Here is a 23,971-nt window from a genome sequence, read left to right on the forward strand (position 1 = left end):
CGCCGGGATGAACCACCCCCACCAGCCCCGACACCCCCACACCCGACTGACACAACCATGCCGAAACCCGACCGACACACCCCCACAGATCATCAGTCTCTGGCTACGCCGACCAGGCCCATCTCGTGCGGGACTGGCGCGAGTTCACGGGCCGATCGCCGACGGCCTGGCGTCGCAGCGAAGTCCTCCTCGGAGCCGGGTAGCCGCCAACCGTCTGCCCGTCGCGTCGGCTTCTCTTCCCTTTTCTTCAAGACCGCCCGATCGCTGTCATGGACGATCGTCGGCATGAGACTCGTCAACCACGAACGCAATGCCATTGGGACCCGGAGGTGCTCCAGGCCTACAGCGCCGCGGTCGCGGCAGATGGCGCCGAGGGTCGGATGGTGATGATCTTCGACGGCGACGGGCCCGGCGACCATTGGGAGAGCCACCCCGCAGGCGACGAACCGGTCGTTGCCTCAGCGGGTCCGTGACGGTCACCCGCGACGTGGACGGGGTGCCCGACCGCGCTCTGCTCGGGCCGGGCGAGGCCACCATCAACCCGGCCGGGGTATGGCACGTGGTCGACATGAAGGGGCCGACGTCCCTCCCGGCCATCACTGCGACCCTCGGCACCGACCACCGTCCTCGGACCGACACCCGCTCGACCGAACGCGGCGGCACGCCCAGCCCGGAGGAAGCGCCGTGACGACCCGCATCGCGTGCCTCGGCGACAGCCTCACCCGCGCGCGGTTCAGCGTCGAATACCTGGATCATCGGTACGAGGGTCGGCAGCCAACGCCAGAACGTCGCCAAGCGCTGGGGCACGGTCGTCGCCGAGCGCTGGGGCACGTTCCATGAATCCTGGATCGAGCGCGGCACCGGCTCGGCCGGGCTGCCCCGCTGGGCCCACACCAACATCACGGACGTCACGCAGGAGGCCGCGCGCCCGAACGCGTGGCTGGACGAACACGGCGTCCGACAGCGGGCCCAGCACCGACCGCGCGGCCCGCGGCCGGGGTTCGTAGCGGGTGATCCGGCTCGCGATCCGGCCCACGACCATCTCGAACGCCTCCCACCATCGGGCGGGATCCATGCTGTGATCTGGGGCCACCGTCTCATTGTCGGTCCACACGACTCGCGATGATCAACGGTGGCCGTACCGCTTCGCTGTCCCCTGTCAGTCCCGGACACGGCAGAAAGGGGTGTCCTGCCGGGTCCGCAAAGATGCGCAACCCCGCTTGCCGTCACCCTCGTCGAGCAGCGTGGCACCCCGCTCGAGGACGTCCTCCCGAGCTTGTTCCAGGTCCTCGACCCCCGGGTCAAGGTGGAACTGCTGGGGGTGAACGGAGTCCGGCCACCGCGACGGGCGGTGGTCTTCCACACTCTGGAACGCCAGGACGAACCCATCGTCGGTGTGCAATGTCGCCCAGCCCCGGCCGAGGGACCACCGCGGATCCGGCCGGTTCTCCACGCCGCCGAGAAGCGACTGGTAGAACCGGGACAGCTCAACGACATCGACACGGTCCAACACCCCACACTGCAAGCTTGGCGATCACGAAGGGAAGCGCCTCACGACGCCCGATCACGATCTCCCCCCAGGGGTCGCAGGGACGGTCGCGTCGGGACCGGTCGCACGGAACGTCGCGGCGGGCGACGACCGCGGCCGTCGGAACGCATGGTTCCGGCGGCCGCGGTGAACCGTTGCCGGCCGTCCTTGCATGCCGGTTCCGTCCTGTTACCAGGTGCCCGGGGTCGATTGCCACCCTTCCACGAAGCCGCTGAACAGGCCGTCCGGACCGCTGCGGAAGGTGCGGAATCGGGAGGAGCCGTCGGGCAGGTTGTACACGGCTGCGATGTCGGCCCGGCCGTCGTGGTCGACGTCGCCCGACACCGGTCGGGCGTCCTCGCTCCACCAGGTGCCCACGGGCGACTTCCAACTGTTGAGACTGGCGCCGAATCCGCCGTTGGTACCGGCGATGAAGGTGAACAACCCCGACTCGCCGCCGCCGTAGTCGCACATCGTCGCCACGTCCGTGCGGCCGTCGCCGTTGTAGTCGCCGGCCGTGAGCTGCACGCGGGTCCAGTTCCAGTTGCCGGCCGGTACCTGCCAGGAATCGAACGGGATTTGGAAGCCGCCGTCGGGCCTGGAGAGGATGGTGTGCAACGCGACCGCTTCGCCGGTCGCGTTGCCGTATCCGTAGAAGCCCGCGATGTCGTCGCGTCCGTTGCCGTCGAAGTCGCCGCTGACGTACTTGACCCGCTCCGACCACCAGTTGCCCGGCTGCGACCGCCAGCTTTCGAAGGCCGGGTCGAAGATGCCGTTGGGATGGCCGAGGTAGGTGTGCGCGCTGGTCACGCCACCGCCGTGGTTGTAGATCATCGCGACGTCGTCCACGCCGTCGCCGTTGAAGTCGCCGGCCAGCGGAGTGCCTTTCGACCACTCCCAGTTGCCCGGGGCCACGTAGGCGCTTTGCACACCTTCCTCGAACGTTCCGTTGTCGCGGGCGGCGAAGGTGAACCACGCGTTGCTGCCGTTCGGGTACCCGTACATCGCGCCGATGTCGGCCCGGCCGTCACCGTTGAAGTCACCGATCACGTACTTGGCGAAGTTCGATCCGAACCAGCCGATATGGCTGGTCCAGGCCGGATACGGGGCTTCCGGCGTGCCGTTCGCGTTGCCGGAGGAGACCCAGAACGCGGTGGTCTCGTGCCCGTAGTCGTACACGGTCACCACGTCCGCGAAGCCGTCGTCGTTGACGTCGCCGGCGAGTTCGGTGCGCTGCGCCTTGGTCTGGTCGTTTTGTCCGTGTTCGGTCGCGGTCTGGGTGGCCTCGTTCCAGCGGATGTAGCCGTTCTGGAAGGAGCTGCGCCGACCGCCCGCGACGTCGAACTCGTCGGAGTTGGGGTAGCCGAGCGGGCCCTGCTCCCAGCCCAGTTCGGACCATCGGGTGCGGATGCCGCCGTTGACGGCCCAGGCGCCGGTGTACGGACTCCAGTAGATCGAGGCGTTGTTGGCGAAGTGGGTGTAGCGGCCGAGTCCGTCGGGAGTCGTGTCGACCCCGGTGACCGGTGCGCCCGCGAAGCCGTACGGCCCGGCCAGGTCGAGGTACTTGGTCAGGATCGGGCCGCAGACGCGCTGGGTCCCGCCGCCCGAGGCGAAGTCCTGGCAGTGGTCCCAGGACGTCTCCCCGGAGGCACTCGTGGCGCCGCCGTGCGAGGTGCGCAGGCCCGGGTAGAACAGGCGGTCGCCGTTGCCGCGGAGCACCCACAGATCGGGGATGCCGTCCGCGGTGACGTCGGGGATGGCGGTGATCTGCGCGATCTGGCTCTGCTGCCAGCCGCTTGCGCCGTACTCGAACCGGGAGGAACCCGAGCCGAACGAGTTCAGTCGGGTGCCGTTGCCTTCCTTGACGCCCTTGTACACCCACAACTTGCCGTCGCCGGCCCTGGTGCGGGCGAGCAGGTCGAACGCGCCGTCACCGGTGATGTCGCCCGCGCCGTGGATCGTGTAGCCCTGCCAACCGCCGCCCAGAGCCTCGACCTTGTCGATCGTGGCGCCGGTGTACCCGGTCAGGGCGTACAGCGTGCCGCCGGTGTCCACGGCCATCAGGTCGGGATGTCCGTCGCCGGTGGCGTCGCCGAGTGAGAGGATCTGGGTGAACGTGGAGGGCGCGGGGGCGCCGGCCGGGAGCCGCAGTTCCATCCGGCCGGCCGTGTCCACGCCGCCGCGGCCGTTGCCCGGGTAGATCCACAGTCTGCCGTCGGGCATTCGGGCGACGATGTCCTGCAGACCGTCGCCGCCCCAGTAGTCGCCGTTGTAGGTGACCAGGGCGTTGGTCCAGTATCCGGCGGGCACCTTGCCCTCGGCCACGCCGGCGGCGTCGAGCGACTCGTTGATCCGGCCGCCCGAGTACGACGGGTACACCCGCAGGTTTCCGGTGGCGTCGACGACCGCGAGGTCGGGCTTTTGGTCGCCGGTGAAGTCCATCGGGCCGTCGACGGTGTCGCGTGGCTCGACGAAGAAGGTGTAGGCGGTCTGCGTGGAGTAGTTGCCGACCGCGTCCTTGGCCTTGACGTAGAGCACCGCGGGTCCCGCGTGCGGCGGGATGATCTTCAGCGTCGCGACGCCGCCCGGGGCGTTGGGCTTGGCCCGGTTGGTGAAGGACGTGGTGTCCAGGCTGTACGCGTACTCGACCACGTCGCTGCCGTCGCCGGACTTGAAGGTGAAGTCGCCGGTCGTGCCGAAGTCGGCGCCGGCGGCCCACTCGCCGTCCTTGCCGGCGGGGAACTGCGGTGAGGACACCTCCGGGGCACTGGGCGCGCTCTGGTCGACGACGAACTGGCAGTGGATCGAACCGCCGGCCTTGCCGTTGAGGTCCGAGACCGCGCCGGAGGTGTCCCGGGCCTGCATGTTCCACGAGTAGGTGGCGCCGTCGACGAATCGCGAGGACCGGATGTCGTAGGTGATCACCCCACGCGAGTCGGGCCACAGGTGGTCGGCGAACAGGTAGTCGGAGGTGCCCGTGCGCCAGACGTTGAGCCAGATCCGGTCCAGGTTGCCGTCCGGATCGCTGCCCTGCGCGCTGAGTTGCACGTCGGTGAGGCCGATCCGGGCGAACGGCGGACTCGTGGTGCACGGGCCGCCCGGGCTCAGCGTCGGGTTGACCGGCTGGTTCGGCGGCCGGTTGTACACCACGGAAAGGACCGGGTCGTCCCGGAACTTCTTCCACGCGTAGGAGTCGTTCTGGTCGCTCGCGCGGATGCCCACGGTGATGTCGGCCCAGCCGGCGGCGGAGGCGCGCTCGGCGGCGTTCTTGGCGTTGAAGCCGATGTAGTCGCCCGGGCAGGAGGCGTTGTAGCCATGCGCCTCGTTGCGTTTGTCGAGCATCACCACGTCGCCCGGGCGGTTGTTCCAGGTGGTCGCGGAGCTGATCGACCCGGTGAGCCAAAGCTCGACGTCGCGCTTCTGGCAGGACCAGGAGTGATGGTTCATCACCCGGAACGTCGCGCTCTCCACGGCGACGTTGCGCATCCCGTTCTCGTCCCAGTCGACCCGGAAGAACGACTGGGAGGTGCCGTTGGACTGTGACTCGTGACCCGCACGGGCGTCGTCGGTACCGCCGTTGAAGTTCGCGCCGTTCCAGAAGGAACTGCCGGCGTAGGTCTTGTAGGCGAGTGTCCACGCCTCGGTGTGGCCGTTGAAGGACGGGTCGATGAAGACCGGGTAGGTGGTCTCCGGCGCGGCCATCAGCTTCCGATCGGGCGTCAGGCGCAGGGTGTCGGCGTCGAGTCGGGTGCCGACCAGGGCGTCGTGCGAGCCCTGTTCGGGTCCGTTCAAGCCGGGCAGGTCCAGGCCGGCGGTCGAGGCGGTCCGCGGGTGGCCGGCGGAGTCCCACATGTACGGGGTCGGCGCCGCCGCGACCTCGGTGCCGCTCGCGTCCACCGCGCGCACCACACTCGCGTCGTCGATGGTGAACCTCAGGTCGGCGGAGCTCAACCGCAGGCCGAGCCCGGCGAGCCGCGGATCGGCCGCCGCCTCCCGCGACTTGACGACGACGACCTGCGAGAAGCCGTTGTCGCCGGCGGTCAACACCAGGTCGGTGCCGGGGAGTACGTCCGGGTAGAGCACGCGCGAGTCGCGCACGATGGGCGCCGGCAGCGTGCCCGGCCAGTGCATCGCGAAGCGGCTTGCGCCTACGCTCATTTCGAGCAGGCGCGTATCCGTGGCGGGCGTCGGCTCGGCGGTCACCGTGCTCGGGCGGGCCTCGTCACGACCGGCCCGATCGTCGGCGGCCGGGCGCGTGGGCGCTCCCGCGAACCGCAGACCCACCGAGGTGGCCCTGGTCGTCAGCGATCCGTCGGCCGCGGGGACGAGCGTGGTGTCGACGGGTGTCCACTGCCCGTCTCGCTTGACTCGTACGGGCTTGACCGCCTCGTCGCGGGTGAAGGTTCCGTCGGGGTTGGCGTGCGTGGTCCCGGTCGCGGTCAGCGTCTCGGTGACCAACACGGGCCGCCCGGTCGTGGCGGCCTGTTTCTGCGCACGGGTCTCGGCGATGGTGATCGCCGACTCCGCCGGCGGCGGGACCGCCGCGGGCGCGGACTGCTTTCTTCCCCCGTTTCCGTCCTCGTCGACGAGCACGGCGATACCGCCCGCTCCGACCGCCAAAGCCACGGCGGTCGCCACCCCCACCCGAGCCCGTTTTCCGGGCCATGCCAACCGCAGCCGTCTCACGGCCATCCACCCCACCCTATGAAACCCCCCGGCCGTCACTGCGTGAATAGACGACCGCTTACCGAAGATCGAATCAAAGATCCCCGCGCGTGAAAACGCGGGCACGGAAATATCGAGCACAGCATGGCCCCCCGAGGGGCCGCACGTCACGCGTGGAAAGTCGAACCCGGCCGAGCGGCAGGATGGCCGTGCGCAGTCCGATGCTCGGCCGGGTCCCGACCGAGGCCCTGTCCCGACACGCGTACAGGCCGTCGCCCGGGTGCCGCGGCCGGGGATGAATCGCTCGAAAAGTGATGTTCAAAACCCACCGGAGGGTCTTTTTATTGACTAATGGACGAGTAAGGGCGTGTCATGCGCCGACCGACCTGTTGGAGAGGGAGGGTCCCGACTTGAAGTAATTCATGAGGTTTTAAATACAAAGTATGCGGAAGGTAAAGTGATCTAAGTCATCTCGCATTCCGGGTCTGGCTTTCGAGGGGTTCGCGCCGGCAGGATCTGGCTCGTCTTTTGTGGTGCGGGCACTGGGGAATGCCCGCCAGGGTGGGGGGTCTTCGTGCTGTTCGTGGACGTGACCGGGCAGCGCCATGCCCGAAACCGCAAAAGGAATTCGCGGGAAATAGGCGGCGGTCTGCGTCTGGTGGCTCTGTGCGTGGCCACGGTGATGACGACCACGCTGATCACGGCGCAGGCATCCGCGGTCGCCCGTGCCCCGCGCGGCGGCGTCGAACTCCCCGAACTCCAGGCGGACAAGCCGGTCGCCGGTGCCGACAGCACCGCGGAGTACCGGCCCCCGGCCGCGCCCGAACAGGAATACAAGCTCGACCGCACCACCGCCCCGGACGGCGGGACGGGCGTCATAGTCATCGGCGGCGGGGCAGCCGCTCGGAGCGCGAACGGCGCAACGGACACCGGCCTGAAGCAGGTCGCCGGGCTCCCCATCCTGATCGGCCCCGCCGCCGCGGGCGGCAACGCCACCGCGCGCACCACCGCCACCACGAACTCGCCCACCGCGACCGGTAGTTGGACCGTCACCGTCTCCGACCGCACCGCCACCGAGGCCGCCGGCATCGACGGCGTGCTGATGAAACTCGAACCCAGCCCCGACGCCACCGCGGTGCAACTGGCCGTCGACTACGCCGCGTTCGAGAAGCTCTACGGCGCCGGCTGGGGCTCCCGACTGCGCCTGGTGCAATTCCCCGAATGCTTCCTGACCACCCCCGACCTCGCCGGCTGCGCCGAACCGGTCGACCTGGCATCCACCAACGACGCCAAGGCCGACCGGGTCAGCACCGTCGTCGACCCCACCGCCACCCCGCCCGCCCCCCGGGGCGGCACGCTCCGCGCGGCGATGGCAGGCGGCGCCATGGTGCTCGCCGCGACCGGCGGCGGCGAGGGCAACGCGGGCGACTACAAGGCCACCGACCTCAAGCCCTCCGGCACCTGGACCGCGGGCGGCTCGTCCGGGAACTTCTCCTGGGAGTACCCCCTCGGCGTTCCTCCGGTGGCTTCCGACCTCGGCCCCAAACTGTCGCTGGGCTACTCCTCCCAGTCCGTCGACGGCCGCACCTCGACCAGCAACAACCAGGCGTCATGGCTCGGCGAGGGCTGGGACTACCACCCCGGTTTCATCGAACGCGCCTACCAGGGCTGCAAGGCCGACGACGCCGCCGGCAACAACAACCCGACGAACACCGGGGACCTGTGCTGGCGCAACGACAACGCGGTGATGTCGCTGGGCGGTTCGACGACGCCGCTGATCAAGGACGACGCCACGGGCAAGTGGAAACCGGGCTCCGACGACGGAACCAGGATCGAGCAGAAGTTCGACGCCGCAGGCAACGGCGACGACAACGGCGAGAACTGGGTCGTCACCACCCCGGACGGCACCCGCTACCACTTCGGCCTGAACAAGCTTCCGGGCTGGACGACGGGCAAGCCGACCACCGACTCCGTACTGACCGTCCCGGTGTTCGGCAACCACCCGAACGAGCCCTGCCACCAGACGGCGTTCGCGAACTCCTCGTGTGTCCAGGGCTGGCGCTGGAACCTCGACTACGTCGAGGACACCCACGGCAACGCCATGGCGGTGTACTGGCGGAAGGAGACCAACCACTACGCCAGGAACGGCGTCTTCGCCACCCCCGTCGCCTACGACCGCGCCGCCTACCCGACGCGCATCGACTACGGCCTGCGCAAGGACGACGTGTTCGGCGTCGCCCCCGCGCGCGTCACCTTCACCACCGCCGAACGCTGCATCGTCACCGCCACGTTCAACTGCGCGGAGGAGAAGTTCACCAAGAAGGGCCAGGACGCCAAGCAGTGGCCGGACACCCCGGCCGACACGTACTGCGCCTCCACCGGCAAGTGCTACGTGGCCGCACCCACGTTCTGGTCGCGCAAACGCCTGACCATGATCTCCACCCAGGTGACCACCGCGCCGGGCGTCAACGAGTACCGCATGGTCGACTCGTGGGAGTTCAAGCAGGGCTTCCAGGACACCCGCTACGACACCAACCCGCCGCTGTGGCTGGAGTCGATCACCCGGACCGGGCGCAACACCGACGGCGGCACCCTGACCCTGCCACCGGTCTCCTTCTACGCCAACACCGACCCGATGCCCAACCGGGTCTCCGCGCCCACGGACGACCGCCCCGGGTTCGAGCGACTGCGCGTGGCCGCGATCCACACCGAGACCGGCGGCGGCATCCGGGTGCACTACTCCGCGCCGTGCGACCCGGCCGCGCCCAAACCGACCCCGGCGACCAACACCTCACGCTGCTACCCCGTGATGTGGCAACCCGGGGACGAGGCGGACCCCAAGGTCCCCGAGTGGTTCAACAAGTACGTCGTCACCCGGGTCGACGAAGAGGACTTCGTCGGCGGCGGACCGACCAAGAGCACCCGCTACGAATACGCGGACGGCGCCGCCTGGGCCAAGGACGACGCAGAGTTCGGCAAACCGAGTCAGCTCACCTGGAGCCAGTGGCGCGGCTACGCGAGGGTGATCACCCGTACCGGCACCACCGACGCGGCGAACGGCACCGTCGCCGGCAAGACCGAGACGCGCTTCTTCCGCGGCATGCACGGTGACGTGATCCCGGGCGGCAACCGCGTCGTGCAGGTCAAGGACTCGACCGGCGCCGTCGTCGCCGACGACCTGCTCCAGTACCAGGGCATGCCGGCCGAGACGATCACCTACACCGACGACGGACAACAGATCGCCGAACGCGAACTCACCGCTCCCTGGCACCGGGTGACCTCCACCCACGTGCGCACCGGACTGCCGACCCTGCACGGATACCAGGTCGGCGAGGCCGGCAGGACCACCATCCAGTACCTCTCCGGCGGCCGAACCCGAACCGCCACGTCCACCGTCACCTTCGACCCCACCTACGGGCTGCCGGAACGCTCCGAGGACAACGGCGACCTCGCCGTCCAAGGCGACGAGCAGTGCGTCGTCAACACGTACGCGCACAACACCGCCGCGAACATCCTCGGCGCGATCGTCCGCACCCGCACCACCTCCGGTACATGCGCGGACGCGGACACCGCCGGCGCCGACCGCGTCGTCAACGACGTCAAGACCGCCTACGACGACCTGGCCGTGGGACAACCCCCGACCAAGGGAAACCCCAGCGACGGATACCAGGTACGCGCCGACGGCATCAACTTCGACCACGCCTCGCACAGCACCTTCGACGCCGCCGGCCGGGTCCTGGTCACCACCAACACCAACGGCAAGACGACCGCGGTCACCTACACCCCGGTCGCCGGCGGCGCCGCGGCGCGCGTCGACTCCGTCGATCCGCTGGGCAACACCCTGGTGACCACCAACGACATCGGTCGCGGCCGGCCACTGACCGCCCAGGACGTCGCCGGGGACGTGTACCGCACCGAGTACGACGCGCTCGGTCGCCTGATCCGGGTCTGGCAACCCGGCCGGCACGCGGCCGGCCTGTCCCCCGGCGTCGAGTACGAGTACCAGACCACCGGGAACAAGCCCAACGTCGTCACGACACGCACGATCAAGGACGACGGCACGTACAGCGTCGCCAAGACGCTGTACGACGGCCTGCTCCGACCCAGGCAGACCCAGTCGCAGGCGGGCGGGAACGCCGGCCGGTTGATCACCGACACCCTGTACAACACCTCCGGTTCGGCGCGCCGCGCGAACGGCACCTACCTGGCCGGCGGCGCGCCGACGGACGCCCTGTACATACCGCAGAGCGACACCGAGATCCCCAAGTGGCAGACCACCGCCTACGACGGTCTCGGCCGGCCGCTGCGCAAGGACACCTGGAACCCGCCGGCCGCCGGCGCCCCGCCGCAGCCGACCTTCAGCGAAAGCACGGAGTACGGCGGCGACAACACCACAACCGTGCCCCCGCCGGGCGGCACCGCCCAGCGGGTCTGGACCGACATGCTCGGCCGCGCCGTACGCCTGGACCAGTTCACCAACGCCCAGCGCACCCAGTTCACCCGGACCGCGTACACCTACGACCTGCGCGGCAACCGCAAGAGCGTGGTCGACCCCGGCGGCAACACCTGGGCCTACACCTACGACGCCCGCGGCCAGATGACCCGCAGCGACGACCCCGACAAGGGCACCACCACCTACGCCTACGACAACCTCGGCCGGCAGACCTCCTCCACCGACGCCCGAGGAGTCACCCTCACCACCGTCTACGACGACGTGGCCCGCAAGACCGCGGTACACCGGGGCGACGTCACCGGGCCCAAGCTCTCCGAGTGGGTGTACGACACCGTCAAGAAGGGCCAGCCGACCTCCGCGACCCGCTACGACGACGGCCACGCGTACACCACCCGCACCACCGGCTACGACATCGACAACCGCCCCACCGGCAAGGTCGTGACGATCCCCGCCAAGGAGGGGGCGCTGGCCGGGAACTACGAATACCGCTACACCTACACCCCCACCGGCGCGATCGCCGAGACCTCACTGCCGGGCGCCGCCGAACTGGCCCCCGAACGACTGGTGGTGCGCTACAACACCGACGGCCTGCCCATCAGCACCAGCGGCCACAACTGGTACGTCAGCGACGCCACCTACAGCCCCTACGGCGAAGTCCTGCGCACCGCGGCCAGCTCCGCACCCACCAGGATCTGGACCACCAACTACTACGACCCCAACACCGGCCGCGTCGTGCGCTCGGTCGACGACAAGGAAACCGGCCCCGACAACCGGGTCACCGACACCCGCTACCGCTTCGACCCGATCGGCAACGTCACCGCCGTCACCGCCGGCACCGGCTCGGGCCCCACCACCCGGTGGGACACCCAATGCTTCACCTACGACGCGCTGCGCCAGATGACCGAGGCGTGGACGTCGAAGACGAAGGAGACCTGCGCATCCGCGCCCGCCAAGACCGAGATCGGCGGACCCGACCCGTACTGGCAGTCCTTCACCTTCGACATCGCCGGCAACCGGCTGACCGAGACCCAACACGACACCGCCGGCGACGACGCGAAGAACGTCACCCGCGCCTACGGCTACCACCCCACACCCACCGGCCCCAGCCACCGACTCGCCTCGGTCACCTCGACGAGCGCGGGCGGCTCCACCCTCAACACCTACGGGTACGACGCGGTCGGCAACACCACCACCCGGCAGGAGGGCGGCGACAGCCAGACCCTGACCTGGGGCCCGGACAACCGGCTGGCGACGGTGACGGACCCCACCCACGGCCCGAGCCAATACGTCCACGACGCGGACGGCAACCGCCTCATCGGCCGCACCGCCCAGGGCACGACGCTCTACCTCGGCGAAACCGAGGTCACCGTCAAGCCCGACGGATCCCTCACCGCCGACCGCTACTACGGCCAGGCCGGCGCCCCCACCGTCATCCGCACCGCCGGCGTCGGCAAGACCCTCAACCTCCTGCTGCCCGACCACCACGGCACCGCGACCACCACCGTCGGCCTGGCCCCCGGCATGCCGATCCAACGCCGCAAACTCAAGCCCTTCGGCGAGGACCGCGGCACCACCCCCTCGATGTGGCCCGGCAGCCGCGGCTTCGTCGGCGGCACCAACGACACGAGCACCGGCCTCACCCACCTCGGCGCCCGCGAATACGACAAGACCCTCGGCCGCTTCATCTCCGTCGACCCGGTCCTCGACCTCGCCGACCCACTCCAGATGAACGGCTACGTCTACGGCCACAACAACCCGGTCACCGCAGCCGACCCCTCGGGCGAATTCGACTTCCTCGCACTACTCAGCCTGATCGTCCGCTGGGCCATCGGCCTCGCCCAACAGGCCGCCAAACTCGTCAACGTCAGCAGCCAAAAAGCCACCTTCGTCGACCACCCGCGCAAGCCCCAACACCGCACCCCACCCAAAATCCGAAACGGCGGCGCAGGCGGCGCCGGCGGCAAGTTCGGCGCACGCGCCACCGGCCTCTTCGACAACGTCGAGTGGGACTGGGGCAAGGTCGCCAGCGCCACCGGCGACTGGATCGGAAACAAGGCCAAAAGCACCTGGAACCTCCTCAACGACACCGTCAACCCACTACCCGCCATCAACGCCTGCCGCAAAGACCCGAGTTTCTCCTGGGACTGCGGCGACACCGCCCTGTCGGCCCTCGGTGGCCTCGGCAAGACCCTCTCCCGGCTCCGCACAATCCTCAAGGACGCCGAAAAAGCCAAGGACGCCTCCCGCGTCGACATCCCGGAAAACAAACCGGACGCACCCAAGGCCCCGGCATGCGTACCCGGCCAGAGCTTCATCCCCGGCACCAAGATCCTCATGGCCGACGGCACCCAAAAACCGATCGAGGAAATCAAACTCGGCGACGCCGTCCTCGCCACCGACCCCGAAACCGGCGAGACCACAGCCAAAACCGTCACCGCACTGATCACCAGCGAAAACCTCAAAAACCTCACCCAAATCCGGATCGACGACGATGAATCGGGCGCGGAAAACGCCCCCATCACCGCCACGGGCCACCATCCCTTCTGGACCGCGGACACCGCACAATGGACCCGGATCGACCAACTGTCCCCCGGCGACCACCTTGCGACCGCCGAAGGCAACACGCTCCGGATCGCGGCGACACACTCCTGGCAACAGATCCAACGCGTACACAACCTCACCGTCGCCGACACCCACACCTACTACGTCGTCACAGGAACCAGCTCCGCCCTGGTACACAACTCAGGACCCTGTCCGGAAGTAAATCTTGGCGGCATCGACGACTGGATGCACGACGACATCTCGGGTGTTGTGAAAAGCTTTGATGAGACGGGAGGCCCGCCTGCCGGAGTTCTACAGGGTGGCTCGCCGGACGCCCCCGGGGTGTATCGAGGCCATAACATACCCGGACGCGGCCAGGACAAGCCTCAGGGCTATTGGCGCGAGTCGGACATCTTCCCCACCGCTCCGGGGGCAACGCGCACCGGTCAGGGGAGGTTGGTTTTCGGGCGTCAAGGTGAGGTGTGGTACACACCGCACTACAAGCCTGGGTCGTGGATCAAAATCAGGGAGAGCTGCAATTGTGATCGGAAGTCTTGGTAGTTGGCAAAGGTTGGAGAACGCGCCGAAGGATTCCACGGACCCGTGGGTCGTCGGTGCTCGGCGCAGGCTGCGCAGGTGGGACGATGGGACGGATGTCCTGGCTGCGCTGGAGGACAGGCCGTACCTGGTCGACGAATCCACGGCGCAGACCATGGTCGGGAGATTCATCGCGGCCGGCTTCATCCGGTTGGAGGTGGATGTCCCCGAAGGGGGTTCGGAACTCGACCTGCTGCAGGCGTTGGCCCGGACGTACGATTTCCCGGACTACTTCGGGGAGAATTGGCCCGCCTATACCGACTGCTATTCCGATTTCGTCGTGGCGGGCGAGGAACCGGTGGTCACCGTCGTGCGCGGGCTCGATGGGATGCACCGTCGCGATCTCCGGCAATTCATGCGGTGTGTCATGGAGTTGGAGACCACTGCGGAGTTCATTTCCGTTTTCAAGCCGGTGGTCCCGCGGCGCGTCGTGAACCTGTACGTGGGTGAGTGGTAGCTGCCGATGGTTGCGTACCGTTGCCCCGACTCGGGACTTGGTTGTGGGGTGGTGTGGGGGGGTGGGCTGGGTGTGATTCCGGGGGTGGTGGTTGGTGTGTGGGTGGTGGTGTGGGCTGGGGTGTTGCAGGTCAATGCCGGGGAGTTAAGGATCTTCGGTACTTGTCAACCACCTCCGGAGAACCGCGCTGCGAAGTCGGGGCTGCCGCTGGGGCGTGTCTTCAAAGTGGGCGCCGGAGCCAGAGCAGGATCGATGCGAGGGTGATGGTGGCGGTGAACGAGGATGTGGTCTTGTCGTAGCGGGCGGCGATGCCGCGGAACTGTTTGAGGCGGTTGAAGCAGCGCTCGACGACGTTTCGGCGTTTGTACGCCTCGGGGTCGAACAGGGGTGGGCGTCCGCCGCGTTTTCCTTTGCGGAGAAGGTTGTTCACCTGGTCACGGCGCTCGGGGATGGTGTGCGGGATGCCTCGCCGTCGCAGGTGCGAGCGGATCTTTCGGGAGCTGTAGCCCTTGTCGCCCAGGACGTGGTCGGGTCGGGTTCGCGGTCGGCCCGGGCCCCGGCGTGCGACGCGGACGGTGGCGAGGAGGGCTTCGAGTCGGGTGCAGTCGTTGACGTTGCCGCCGGTGAGGAAGAAGCCGAGCGGGCGGCCGCCGCCGCCGCAGGCCGGATGGATCTTCGTGGTCAGTCCTCCTCGGGATCGGCCGAGGGCGTGATCCGCCGTTTCGTCCCCGACATGGTCCCCCTTTTCGCTCCGGTGGCGTGTTGGTGGGCACGCACGATGGTGGAGTCGACCGCCACGAGCCAGTCGATGTCGCCCGCCGCGTCCTTGTCGGCGCGGATCGCATCCAGCATCTCGGTGAACGTGCCGTCCAACGCCCACCTGCGGAAACGCGTGTACAACGTCTGCCACGAGCCGTACCGCTCGGGCACGTCCCGCCAGGGGACGCCGGTGCGGATCTTCCACACGATCCCGTTCAGGACCGCACGGTCGTCCGGCCTCCGGCGGCCCACCGCACCCGACGGAAGATGCGGCCGCAATGCGTTCCACTCCGCATCGGTCAACTCGTGACGTCGAATCACACCCGACATCATCCCTCAACACGACAGAGATTGAAGACACGCCCAAGACACCACGGCAGGAAGACACGCCGGAACAGGAACGGTCGAGACGGCGAGCACAGCGGGGCGGCCCCGGCAACGGGACCGCCCCGCACTCATTCCGCGCAACCTTCGCGAACCACCAATCGCACAACGGGTGTCCGAATACCCGTTGTCGAACTCGATCGCCCACCACTGCGGTCCGCCTGAGCATTCCCCGCGTTCGCGGGGCCGATACTGGATGACCTGGGGTTCTACCAGCGGGTATGCATCTTGCTACCCGTTGTCAGCGGTCCCGAGGCGGATCTTCCTCGACGCCAAGGTAGTTCACCCGGCGGTCTCCTTGGCGGCACTTCGCGCAGACCCCCTGCGCGACGGCTCGCGGTCCGGCTGCGCTGCGATCGGCGGCCGGGTGGACTGTGGCACACCCCCGGGTGGGGCCGGCCGAACGGCGAGCCCGAGACGGGAACTCGACACCTGACGCCGGGCCTTCCGCCGGATCATCCCTGTGTTCGTGGGGCCGACAGCCGACCGACGCCGACCGACCGAACCCGGGGCAATCCCCGCCCGCGCGAGACCGACCGGGAATCGAAGCCGCGTATCGAGGTGGCGCCGCGCGAGTCCGCCGACTGGACACTGGGAAGTGACGGCGGTCGCGGTGGTGTGTGGGCAGCCTCACGGGCAGCGGGTGACTCGTGGCACAGACGCGCGTGATGGTCGGCGGGGGATGGTGGTTGTCGCGGCGTTGACCGCGGCGGAAGCTCTGGCGGGCGGGGATTTCCTCGATCGCGGACAACCGCTCGGCCCCGTATCGCCGAGCCGGAACCGGGGTGGTCAGAGCCGATCGGTGTGTGGGCACAGCTTTCGTTGTCGGTAACCTCCGGCGGCAGTGGATCCGACCGCGCTCCAGAACGGTTCCGAGTCGCGGAGGTGGCCGCCGAGTGTGTGCCACGCCAAATCCGGATGCTCGACGCGCAGGACGGCCAGGCCCGCCGAGGCCAGGCCGCACCGCTGATATCCCGGGAGGGTGTGAGGTTGTTCCACCCAGCCGAGGCCACAGCGGCGGCAGATCAGATAGTCGACGGCGAACACCCACTCGCCGTGGAGGTTCGCCGCACGTTGACGCCAACCGGCCCGTTCGCCGGAGATCGTGTCCTGCCACGGCGTGTCCAACTGTGGAACGACCGCCCAGCCGCCTCTTCGCCCCCAACGCCCCCCGCTGATCTGCCGCAGGAACGCCTGCCACTGATCCCGCCCTGCCACACGGCCCACTTCGTGTGCACGCCGGACGAGTTCTCTCGCCTCGGCCTCGTCGTCCCCCGGCGCCATACGCATCAGCCTTCCCATACTCGTCGCGGCGAAAGCACGCGAAGACGATTGCACGGACCCGTGTCCGCAGGGATCGTCCGCCATGGCCTGCACGCCCGTGTCGAGTTCGTCCTGTCGCCCGGCGGCAGGGCGCCGCGTTCCCGGCCCGCCTGCGGGCCGTACCGCACGTGGGTGGCTCATCGCGGGTCTCCCGGTCGGGCAGGACGTGCCTCGGCCTCGATGGCACGGCGCCGTGTACCGTCCGCGGCGGCATACTCCGCGTGGAGCTCCTCCGGGGTAACCACGCCGTTTACAACACGAACCTCGTCTGCGGCTGCACTCGCCACCGCCCGAGCAACGGCCTCGTCGGGTGCAGCGTGGCCCGAACGCCATCGATCGTGTCCGGGCCTCACCACCACTTCACCGTCCACCACCGCCCGCAGCATCCGGCCGTCACCGCCGCACCCCGCAGGCCCGATAATCTCCCGTTCCCGCTGCGTCCCCTGGTGGGGCCGGTCGAGCGGCGAGCTTGAGACGGGAACTCGTCACCTGACTCCGGGCCTTTCGCCGGATTATCCCCGCCTCCGCGGGGCCGACCACGTCGCCGTGGCCGTTCAGGGGATCCACGAAGGAGCATCCCCGCGTTCGCGGGGCCGACTCGTCGCCGGCCTGGTCATGGCCTCGATATCCGTCCGCCCGGCCCGGTGTCCTCGAGTCGAGGCCACCGGGCGCAGACGTGGCATGGCGGCGAAACACGTCTCACCGTCGTTGACGTCGGTGCCGCCGATCACGACGACGCGCCGGCGCCGACAGCGGGAGTTGTCGGGATGCGCACCCGTTGTGCCTGCGGCCTCGACAGGCTGGCCGGGCGGGGACCGGCGTCGCGGACGGGCACGGTTCCCGGCCCGGGGCTGTTCGGCGTGAGCGTCGGCACGGGGCCGCAGGGTGAACGGGACGATGGGTCCCGGCATCCGGCGGTGGATCAGCGCCGGTGCGAGGCGCTGATGTCATGGAGATGGATCACGATGTCGTAGGTGGAGCGCAGCCGGGTGTTCTCGTACGCGTCCACGGGCCAGGAGGCGCCGATGTTCCGGATGGGGTGGGGGGCGGTGAGCCAGTTGCGGGCGGTACCGGGGGCCGTGGTGCGCGTGTCGAGGTACCAATCGTGTCCGGACACCTTCTCCAGGGTGTTCTCCCCGCTGCCCTCGCCGGTGGGGCCGATGTCGACGCGGCGCCAGGTCGTGCCGGAAGCGGTGGGGTCGATGGCGTTGAAGGATCCTCGGCCGAAGGTGAACCCGGCGTTGACGTAGCGTGTTCCGAGCCGTTCGCGCAGGAATTGCCCCTGCGTCTTCGGCTGGCTCTCGGGTACCGCGCTCTCGCCGGCGACGTGGGAATTGTGGGCGGAGAGGAACACCTTGGTGCCGGTGTGCCGCTGCCACCAGGCGGTGTTGTCGGCCATGACCTGGTCGCGGTATGTCAACGCGGCGGCGGCGTCGTTGGCGATGTCGAACCCGAACAGGGTGGCGTTCTGGGCGATGGCTCGGGCGTGTTGGAGCATGAGGTCGTGTTCCTTGGCGGGGATGCCCGCGGGACGGTACTCCAAGAGGGACAGAACGCGCCGGGTGTCCTCGCGCATGCGTGTGCGGTCGGCGAGGGGCAGGGCCAGGCGCGCGTTGAAGGTTTCCTCCATGGAGGCCGTGGGTCGGGACTCGCGGTACAGCCGTCGGACTTCGGACAGCAGGTCGGGACGTGTGCGGGCGACGTAGGACGTGACGGTGTCGAACAGGGCGGGCCCGACGAACTCGGGGCCGTCCCCGGCGACGCGGACGGGGCTCTGGGGGTGGCGCAGGTTCCAGGCTCGTATCCACCGGAACAGGTCCCGGGTCTCGGTGGTGTTCCACAGGCCGCCGCCGGCCTGGAACTCCTCGTCCATGATCGTGTCCAGGTCGCCCCCGCCGTGGCGGACCCACTCGTCCAGGCGCACCCCGGCGCTCCACTGGATCTCCAGGGCGAGGCTCCGGAAGCCTTGGCGCTCCACCAGGTGCCGGAAGAGGCGGTGTTTGACGGTGTAGAACTCGCTCGACCCGTGCGTCGCCTCGCCCACGCCGACCACGTCCGCGCCGCGGATCATCTTGTCGAACGCCCGCAGATCCGCGTCGGAGCCGCCCGGGACGGTGCTGCCCAGCGGGTGCGCGGTACGCGCCAAGGCGCGCGCGGGATCCTCCTGCGACGAGGAGGAGTCGGCGGACACCGCCGAAGAAGCTGGCGCGGCCTGAGCGGGCGTCCCCGAGACGGCTGCCGCCAGGCACAGCAACGGCAGGACCGGAAGCAGGATTCGGCTCAGCCGCCCCGGCCTCGGCCCACAACGGCGAGTGGCCACCGGGATGTCGGTGTTCTCGGGCGATCGCAAAAGGTGTGATCCCATGACTCAGACGCTAGGCAACCAACCACGCTCGGCGCCTCGTTCGCGAGGCCCAGGACTCCAGTACCACTCGATGCGACACCCCCAGTACCCACACCATCCGGAAACCCGCAGGCGACGACGGCCACCGAGGACAGGCCACCCGGCGCCGCGCTCCCCGCAACGTGATTTCAAAGTGACACCCGATCCAATCCAGGAACATCCCCGCGTTCGCGGGGCCGACCGGATCCAGTCGATCACGCCGTCGATCGCCTTGGGACCATCTCCGTTCGCCGGTGTAGGCACCATCCCCGCCTGCGCGGGGCCGATCTCATGCAGGCCGAAAGCGGCAAGACCCGCCGCGACGCGTTCCTGGAGGTGGCCGACATCGCCGTCACCTCCCGCTACTACGCCCGCAACGCCGCGAGGCTCCTCAAGCCCAAGCGCCGCCGCGGCGCGATCCCCCTGCTCACCCACACCACCGAACTACGCCATCCCAAGGCGTCGTCACCGTCACCTCCCCCTGGAACCACCCGCTCAGCATGGCCGCCGGCGACGCCATCCCGGCACTGATGGTCGGCAACACCGTGGTCCAGAAGCCCGACACCCAGACCGCACTCACCGCGCTGTGGGCGCTCGACCTGATGCACGAGGCCGGCCTGCTCACCGACGTGTGGCAGATGGTCGTCGGCAGCCCCGGCTCCATCGGCGGCGCGCTCATGGACAACGCCGACTACATGATGTTCACCGGCTCCACCGCGAGCGGACGCCGGATCGCCGGCGACGCCGGCGCACGCCTGATCGGCGCGTCCCTCGAACTCGGCGGCAAGAACGCCATGATCGTCCTCGACCACGCCGACATCGACAAGGCGGCCGAGGGCGCCGTCGCCGGGTGCTTCCCCTCGGCCGGCCAACTCTGCGTCTCCATCGAGCGCCTGTACGTGGCCGAGTCCGTCCGCGACCGGTTCGTCGCCGCGTTCGTCGCCCGCACCGAGAAACCGAGGATCGGCGCCTCGTACGACTACGGCATCGCCGTCGGCAGCCTCACCACCGCGTCCCAACCGACCACCGTCACCGCGCACATCGACGACGCCGTCGCCAAAGGAGCGACCGTCGGCAGCCAACGGGCCTTGCGGCCGAAGCCGTTGAACTTCTCCTCGACGTTGGACAGGCCGGTCATCCGATACCCGGCGCACGGCCACGATCCGTCGGCGCTCGGTGCCGCGAACGCTGCGACAGGCGCGTGGCACGGCAACGCGAGGGGCTTGCCGGAGGCCGGCACGCGGGTGAGCAGCGCCCCCGAGACCGGATCGACCGCGAGCTCTTCCATCGGTCCGTGCCCGCCGGGGTAGAACACCACGTCGAACGCGTCCGGGTCGACGTCGCCCGCGACCGGGGGTCGTCCAGTTCGATCCTGATCGCGTCCAGGTAGCGGGCGACCTCGCGCAACCTGGCCGGCCAACCGGCAGTCCAGGACATGCTGAGCCGGTCCAGAGTCGGCGCCTTTCCCCCGGGGGTGGCGATCGTGGTCTCCCACCCCGCCCCGGTGGAGATCTTGTGCGGTATCGCCAACTCTTCGCCCCGGAAGCCCGAGGGGTGCACTTCCCCGTTCCGCAGCGTCCAACGATCCGCAGGCCGGCGGACACCCCGACGAGCGCGAGTCCGGTGACTGCGGCGACGCGATCGGCGAGTTCGCCGCGCCGCCGCCGGTACGCCGATCGAGCTGCGGACACCACAAAGAGGACCTTGGTCATGTCGTTCGCCCACACGTTCGGAACAGGGCCGATGCCCGCATCCGCGCGGCCCCGGCACCGCTGCCTGCGACCGTCATCTGCCGATGTGTGCCTGTGGGCGATCGGTCACGACCCGGCGTGATTCCGGCCCCGTGACCCGGACCGCGAGGCCGCGGCGGAGGCGGTCCGGGCGGTGGGCAGCCAGGCGCGGTACCGGCGCACTGCCCGCCGCTGCAGGCGTTGCTCGCAGAGCAGGGCGCGCACCGGGTGGGTCCCGCGTCCACGGCCTGGCCTTCCTGCACCTCGACGGCAAACTCGACGCGTCCACCCCGGACCTCGTCGCCGACCACGTCCGCACCACCGTCCACGCACTGTTCACCGCCATCCCGGCCACGCCCCGGACGCCGGCGACGCCGCTCAAGCCGGCAACGGCCTAGCTGGTCCGGCAACCGAAACGCTCACCGGGACCGCCCCACGGAAGAACTCGCCGGGCATGTCGTGCACGGCCACTACCGGGCACGGCACGCCCGCGAACGGACTCTGCGCCATCACGCGAACCTCCCGAGGGCAGCACGACGATCGACCTGCGCGCGGGGGTCGTACTGCAGGTCGGTACCGGCCGGGCGGGCCGATGACGAGCCCGTGCGAAGGACCCCGCGAGGGGCGCGTCCCCCTCGGAGACCGGCCGGCCCCGGATATAGGCCGCGCCGCCCACGCATCGGCAAGGACTCGGTCCGCGCCGACACCGACGGAACCCGGGTACTCACGGCCGACGCCGAACAACGCACCGGCACGGCCTGCCCGAGTCCCGGGCCCCGCCGGGGTCGACCTCGACCGGTTCGGCTGGGCGGCCGTACCACTCGCGCCGCCGTCAGCGGTCCACACCGCCCAGGACCGGATCGGTGCTGGCCAGCGCCGCGACGACATCGGCGACCAGGCCGCCTTCGACCATCGCCGCCACCGCTTGCAGGTTGGCGAACGACGGGTCCCGCAGGTGGACGCGGTACGGCCGGGATCCACCCGTCGAGACCAGGTGGCAGCCGAGTTCACCGCGCGGCGACTCCACGGCGGTGTACGACTGGCCCACCGGCACCGAGAAGCCTTCGGTGACCAGCCGGAAGTGGTGGATCAGCGACTCCATCGACGTGCCCATGATCGTGGCGACGTGCTCCGGCGAATTGCCGAGCCCGTCGGGTCCCAGCGAGAGTTGCGCGGGCCACGCGATCTTCTTGTCCGCGACCATCACCGGGCCCGGCCGCAGCCGGTCGAGACACTGCTCGACGATCCGCAGCGACTGCCGCATCTCCGCGACCCGCACCCGGTAGCGGTCGTAGGCGTCGCAGCCGTCGCGGGTCGGCACGTCGAACTCGTAGTCCTCGTACCCGCTGTACGGCTGCGTCTTGCGCAGGTCGTGCGGCAGCCCGGTGGCCCGCAGGATCGGCCCGGTGACGCCGAGCGCCACGCAACCCGTGATGTCCAGGTACGCCACGCCGACGGTCCGAGACCGGAAGACCCCGTTGTCGTCGAGGAGTTGCTCGTAGTCGCCCAGCCGTTCGGGGAGGATCCGCAGGAGTTCGCGGACCTGTGCCTCGGCCCCGCGGGGCAGGTCCTGCACGAGACCGCCGGGCCGGACGTACCCGTGGTTCATCCGCATCCCGGTGACCGCTTCGAACACGTCGAGGATCAGCTCCCGGTCGCGGAAGCCGTACGTCATGACGGTCAGCGCACCCAGCTCCATGCCACCGGTCGCGATGGCGACCAGATGCGAGGAGATCCGGTTGAGCTCCATGAGCATCACCCGGATGACCCGGGCACGTTCGGGGACCTGGTCGGTGATGCCGAGCAGACGTTCGACACCGAGACAGTAGACGACCTCGTTGAACACCGGCATCAGGTAGTCGGCACGCGTCACGAACATGACCGACTGGGTCCAGTTGCGGTACTCGCAGTTCTTCTCGATCCCGGTGTGCAGGTACCCGATACCCAGACGCGCCTGCACGACCCGCTCGGCGTCGAGTTCGAGGACGAGCCGCAGAACTCCGTGCGTCGACGGATGTTGCGGCCCCAGATTGACGACGATGCGCTCCTCCGGCGCGGCGCCGAGCTCGACGACCGCGTCGGCCAGATCCTGCCCGGCGTCGACATACACCTCGCGCACGGGTGCCGCGTCGTCGGCTTCATCCTTGTTACCGTGCGCCATGTCCGGCTCCCGGATCCGATGTCGGATGTTCGCCCCCACCGCTTTCCTGTCCGCGCACGCGAAAGACGAGTCGAACTCGCTCACCGGACAGCGGCGGCCCCGCGACAACCGCGCCCCCGTGCGAAGGCACCCTCGGCTCGCCGCTACCCCCCTCCTCACCGACGCAATCGCAGCCAAAGCCTCCCGGGCGAATCCCCGACGATCACACCGCACGGAAGTCCCCCTGGTTCGAATCGACCAGCCGGGGAGGCGATCAGTGCCGATCACGGACGGGCTCGGGGCCCTCCGGCTTCAGTGGCAAACGGTCGAGGAGCAGTGACATCGGACATCGGACATCGGCGTCGGCCGACGGCGCGCCGATGCCGCCGACCCCGGACTCGAACAGGCGAACGAACTACCGGAGGCCGCCCCTGCTCGATTCTCAGCTCGCGTTCGAGCGGGCCGACCGCGCCGCCAAGGCCGCCGCGGCACCCGGCCGGGACACCGGGCGCGGGGCCAGTTGTCGGCGTTCACGTGTCGGGTTTCGGTACGCGAGGGTGCCCGGCCACCACATTTGGCCGGGCGCCCTCGCGTTTTCAGTGCTCGGTCTTCATGCGTTCGAGGGCGGCCTCGAAGACCCGTGGGCCTCTCGTCGGCGAAGGCGGCCGACAGATGCACCAGGACTTCGCTGCGGGGATGCGTCTGCGGTCGAACCGATCGGCGAGAGCGACGGCCCGCCGGTCGACGTCGCGTTGGAGGGCCGAGGGGAGTGCCGTGGACGGTGTGGGCGCGGGCGGCTGTGTTCCCTCGATGACGCCGGCGAGTGATTGGGCGACGGCAGCCGAGTCGTCCTCGCCGATGGTCAGGTCGCCCGGGAGCAGCGCGAGGGATTCGCGGAGTCGGCCGGCGGTGACCTTGTCGGCGCCGACGGCTTGGGCGACGAGTTCGTACACGCCGATCGCGACGGTGAGGCCGTGTCGGTTGCGGAAGGGCAGGAGTTCCGTACATGGC

Annotated in this window: 8 protein-coding genes and 6 pseudogenes; 6 read left to right on the forward strand and 8 right to left on the reverse strand. The window is 69.3% G+C overall.

The genetic code is table 11. The features are described 5' to 3' along the window. Nucleotides 1-89: 89 nt before the first annotated feature. Together ABZ374_RS41360 and ABZ374_RS41365 are read left to right on the forward strand one after the other, a co-directional pair. Nucleotides 90-203, forward strand: a pseudogene (locus ABZ374_RS41360) (AraC family transcriptional regulator); the annotation flags it as partial. Nucleotides 204-285: 82 nt separating this feature from the next. Beyond that, nucleotides 286-688 (forward strand): annotated as a pseudogene (locus ABZ374_RS41365) (cupin domain-containing protein). 409 nt (nt 689-1,097) lie between these two features. On the opposite strand, the pseudogene ABZ374_RS41370 reads toward ABZ374_RS41365, so the two are convergent. Together ABZ374_RS41370 and ABZ374_RS41375 are read right to left on the reverse strand one after the other, a co-directional pair. Then, a pseudogene (locus ABZ374_RS41370) lies at nt 1,098-1,568 on the reverse strand (VOC family protein). A 149-nt stretch (nt 1,569-1,717) separates the two neighbouring features. Beyond that, a complete protein-coding gene (locus ABZ374_RS41375; RefSeq protein WP_360322356.1) occupies nt 1,718-6,220 on the reverse strand; it encodes an FG-GAP-like repeat-containing protein in 4,503 nt (1,500 codons plus the stop codon). A 547-nt stretch (nt 6,221-6,767) separates the two neighbouring features. Here ABZ374_RS41375 and ABZ374_RS41380 point away from each other — a divergent pair. After that, nucleotides 6,768-13,748 (forward strand): polymorphic toxin-type HINT domain-containing protein, encoded by a 6,981-nt coding sequence (locus tag ABZ374_RS41380; protein WP_360322359.1) that lies wholly within the window; start codon nt 6,768-6,770, stop codon nt 13,746-13,748. Nucleotides 13,749-13,758: 10 nt separating this feature from the next. Further along, a complete protein-coding gene (locus ABZ374_RS41385; RefSeq protein ID WP_360322362.1) occupies nt 13,759-14,241 on the forward strand; it encodes a barstar family protein in 483 nt (160 codons plus the stop codon). 220 nt (nt 14,242-14,461) lie between these two features. Here ABZ374_RS41385 and ABZ374_RS41390 read toward each other — a convergent pair. The 3 genes from ABZ374_RS41390 to ABZ374_RS41400 all read right to left on the reverse strand — a co-directional run bounded on the left by ABZ374_RS41390 (nt 14,462) and on the right by ABZ374_RS41400 (nt 19,072). Then, a protein-coding gene (locus ABZ374_RS41390; RefSeq protein WP_360322421.1) for an IS5 family transposase occupies nt 14,462-15,318 on the reverse strand; the annotation gives its coding sequence in 2 pieces (ribosomal slippage) (nt 14,462-14,967 and nt 14,967-15,318; 858 coding nt in all). Nucleotides 15,319-16,173: 855 nt separating this feature from the next. Further along, nucleotides 16,174-16,602, reverse strand: a complete 429-nt coding sequence (locus ABZ374_RS41395; protein ID WP_360322365.1) for a hypothetical protein — start codon at nt 16,600-16,602, stop codon at nt 16,174-16,176. A 1,027-nt stretch (nt 16,603-17,629) separates the two neighbouring features. After that, nucleotides 17,630-19,072, reverse strand: coding sequence for an erythromycin esterase family protein (locus ABZ374_RS41400; protein WP_360322367.1), 1,443 nt, complete (start codon nt 19,070-19,072; stop codon nt 17,630-17,632). A 303-nt stretch (nt 19,073-19,375) separates the two neighbouring features. On the opposite strand from ABZ374_RS41400, the pseudogene ABZ374_RS41405 reads away from it, so the two are divergent. Then, nucleotides 19,376-20,163 (forward strand): annotated as a pseudogene (locus tag ABZ374_RS41405) (aldehyde dehydrogenase family protein); the annotation flags it as partial. 2 nt (nt 20,164-20,165) lie between these two features. Here ABZ374_RS41405 and ABZ374_RS41410 read toward each other — a convergent pair. Further along, a pseudogene (locus tag ABZ374_RS41410) lies at nt 20,166-20,665 on the reverse strand (DJ-1/PfpI family protein); the annotation flags it as partial. 388 nt (nt 20,666-21,053) lie between these two features. On the opposite strand from ABZ374_RS41410, the pseudogene ABZ374_RS41415 reads away from it, so the two are divergent. Then, a pseudogene (locus ABZ374_RS41415) lies at nt 21,054-21,218 on the forward strand (TetR family transcriptional regulator); the annotation flags it as partial. A gap of 434 nt (nt 21,219-21,652) precedes the next feature. On the opposite strand, the gene ABZ374_RS41420 reads toward ABZ374_RS41415, so the two are convergent. Then, entirely contained in the window at nt 21,653-22,981 is a 1,329-nt protein-coding gene (locus ABZ374_RS41420) for an NADH-quinone oxidoreductase subunit D (RefSeq protein ID WP_360322370.1), read from the reverse strand. Nucleotides 22,982-23,556: 575 nt separating this feature from the next. Further along, the gene (locus ABZ374_RS41425; protein ID WP_360322373.1) at nt 23,557-23,913 is read right to left on the reverse strand and encodes a hypothetical protein; all 357 of its coding nucleotides are present in this window, start codon (nt 23,911-23,913) and stop codon (nt 23,557-23,559) included. Nucleotides 23,914-23,971 lie beyond the last annotated feature (58 nt).

Source organism: Embleya sp. NPDC005971, assembly GCF_040629175.1.
Taxonomy (GTDB): domain Bacteria; phylum Actinomycetota; class Actinomycetes; order Streptomycetales; family Streptomycetaceae; genus Embleya.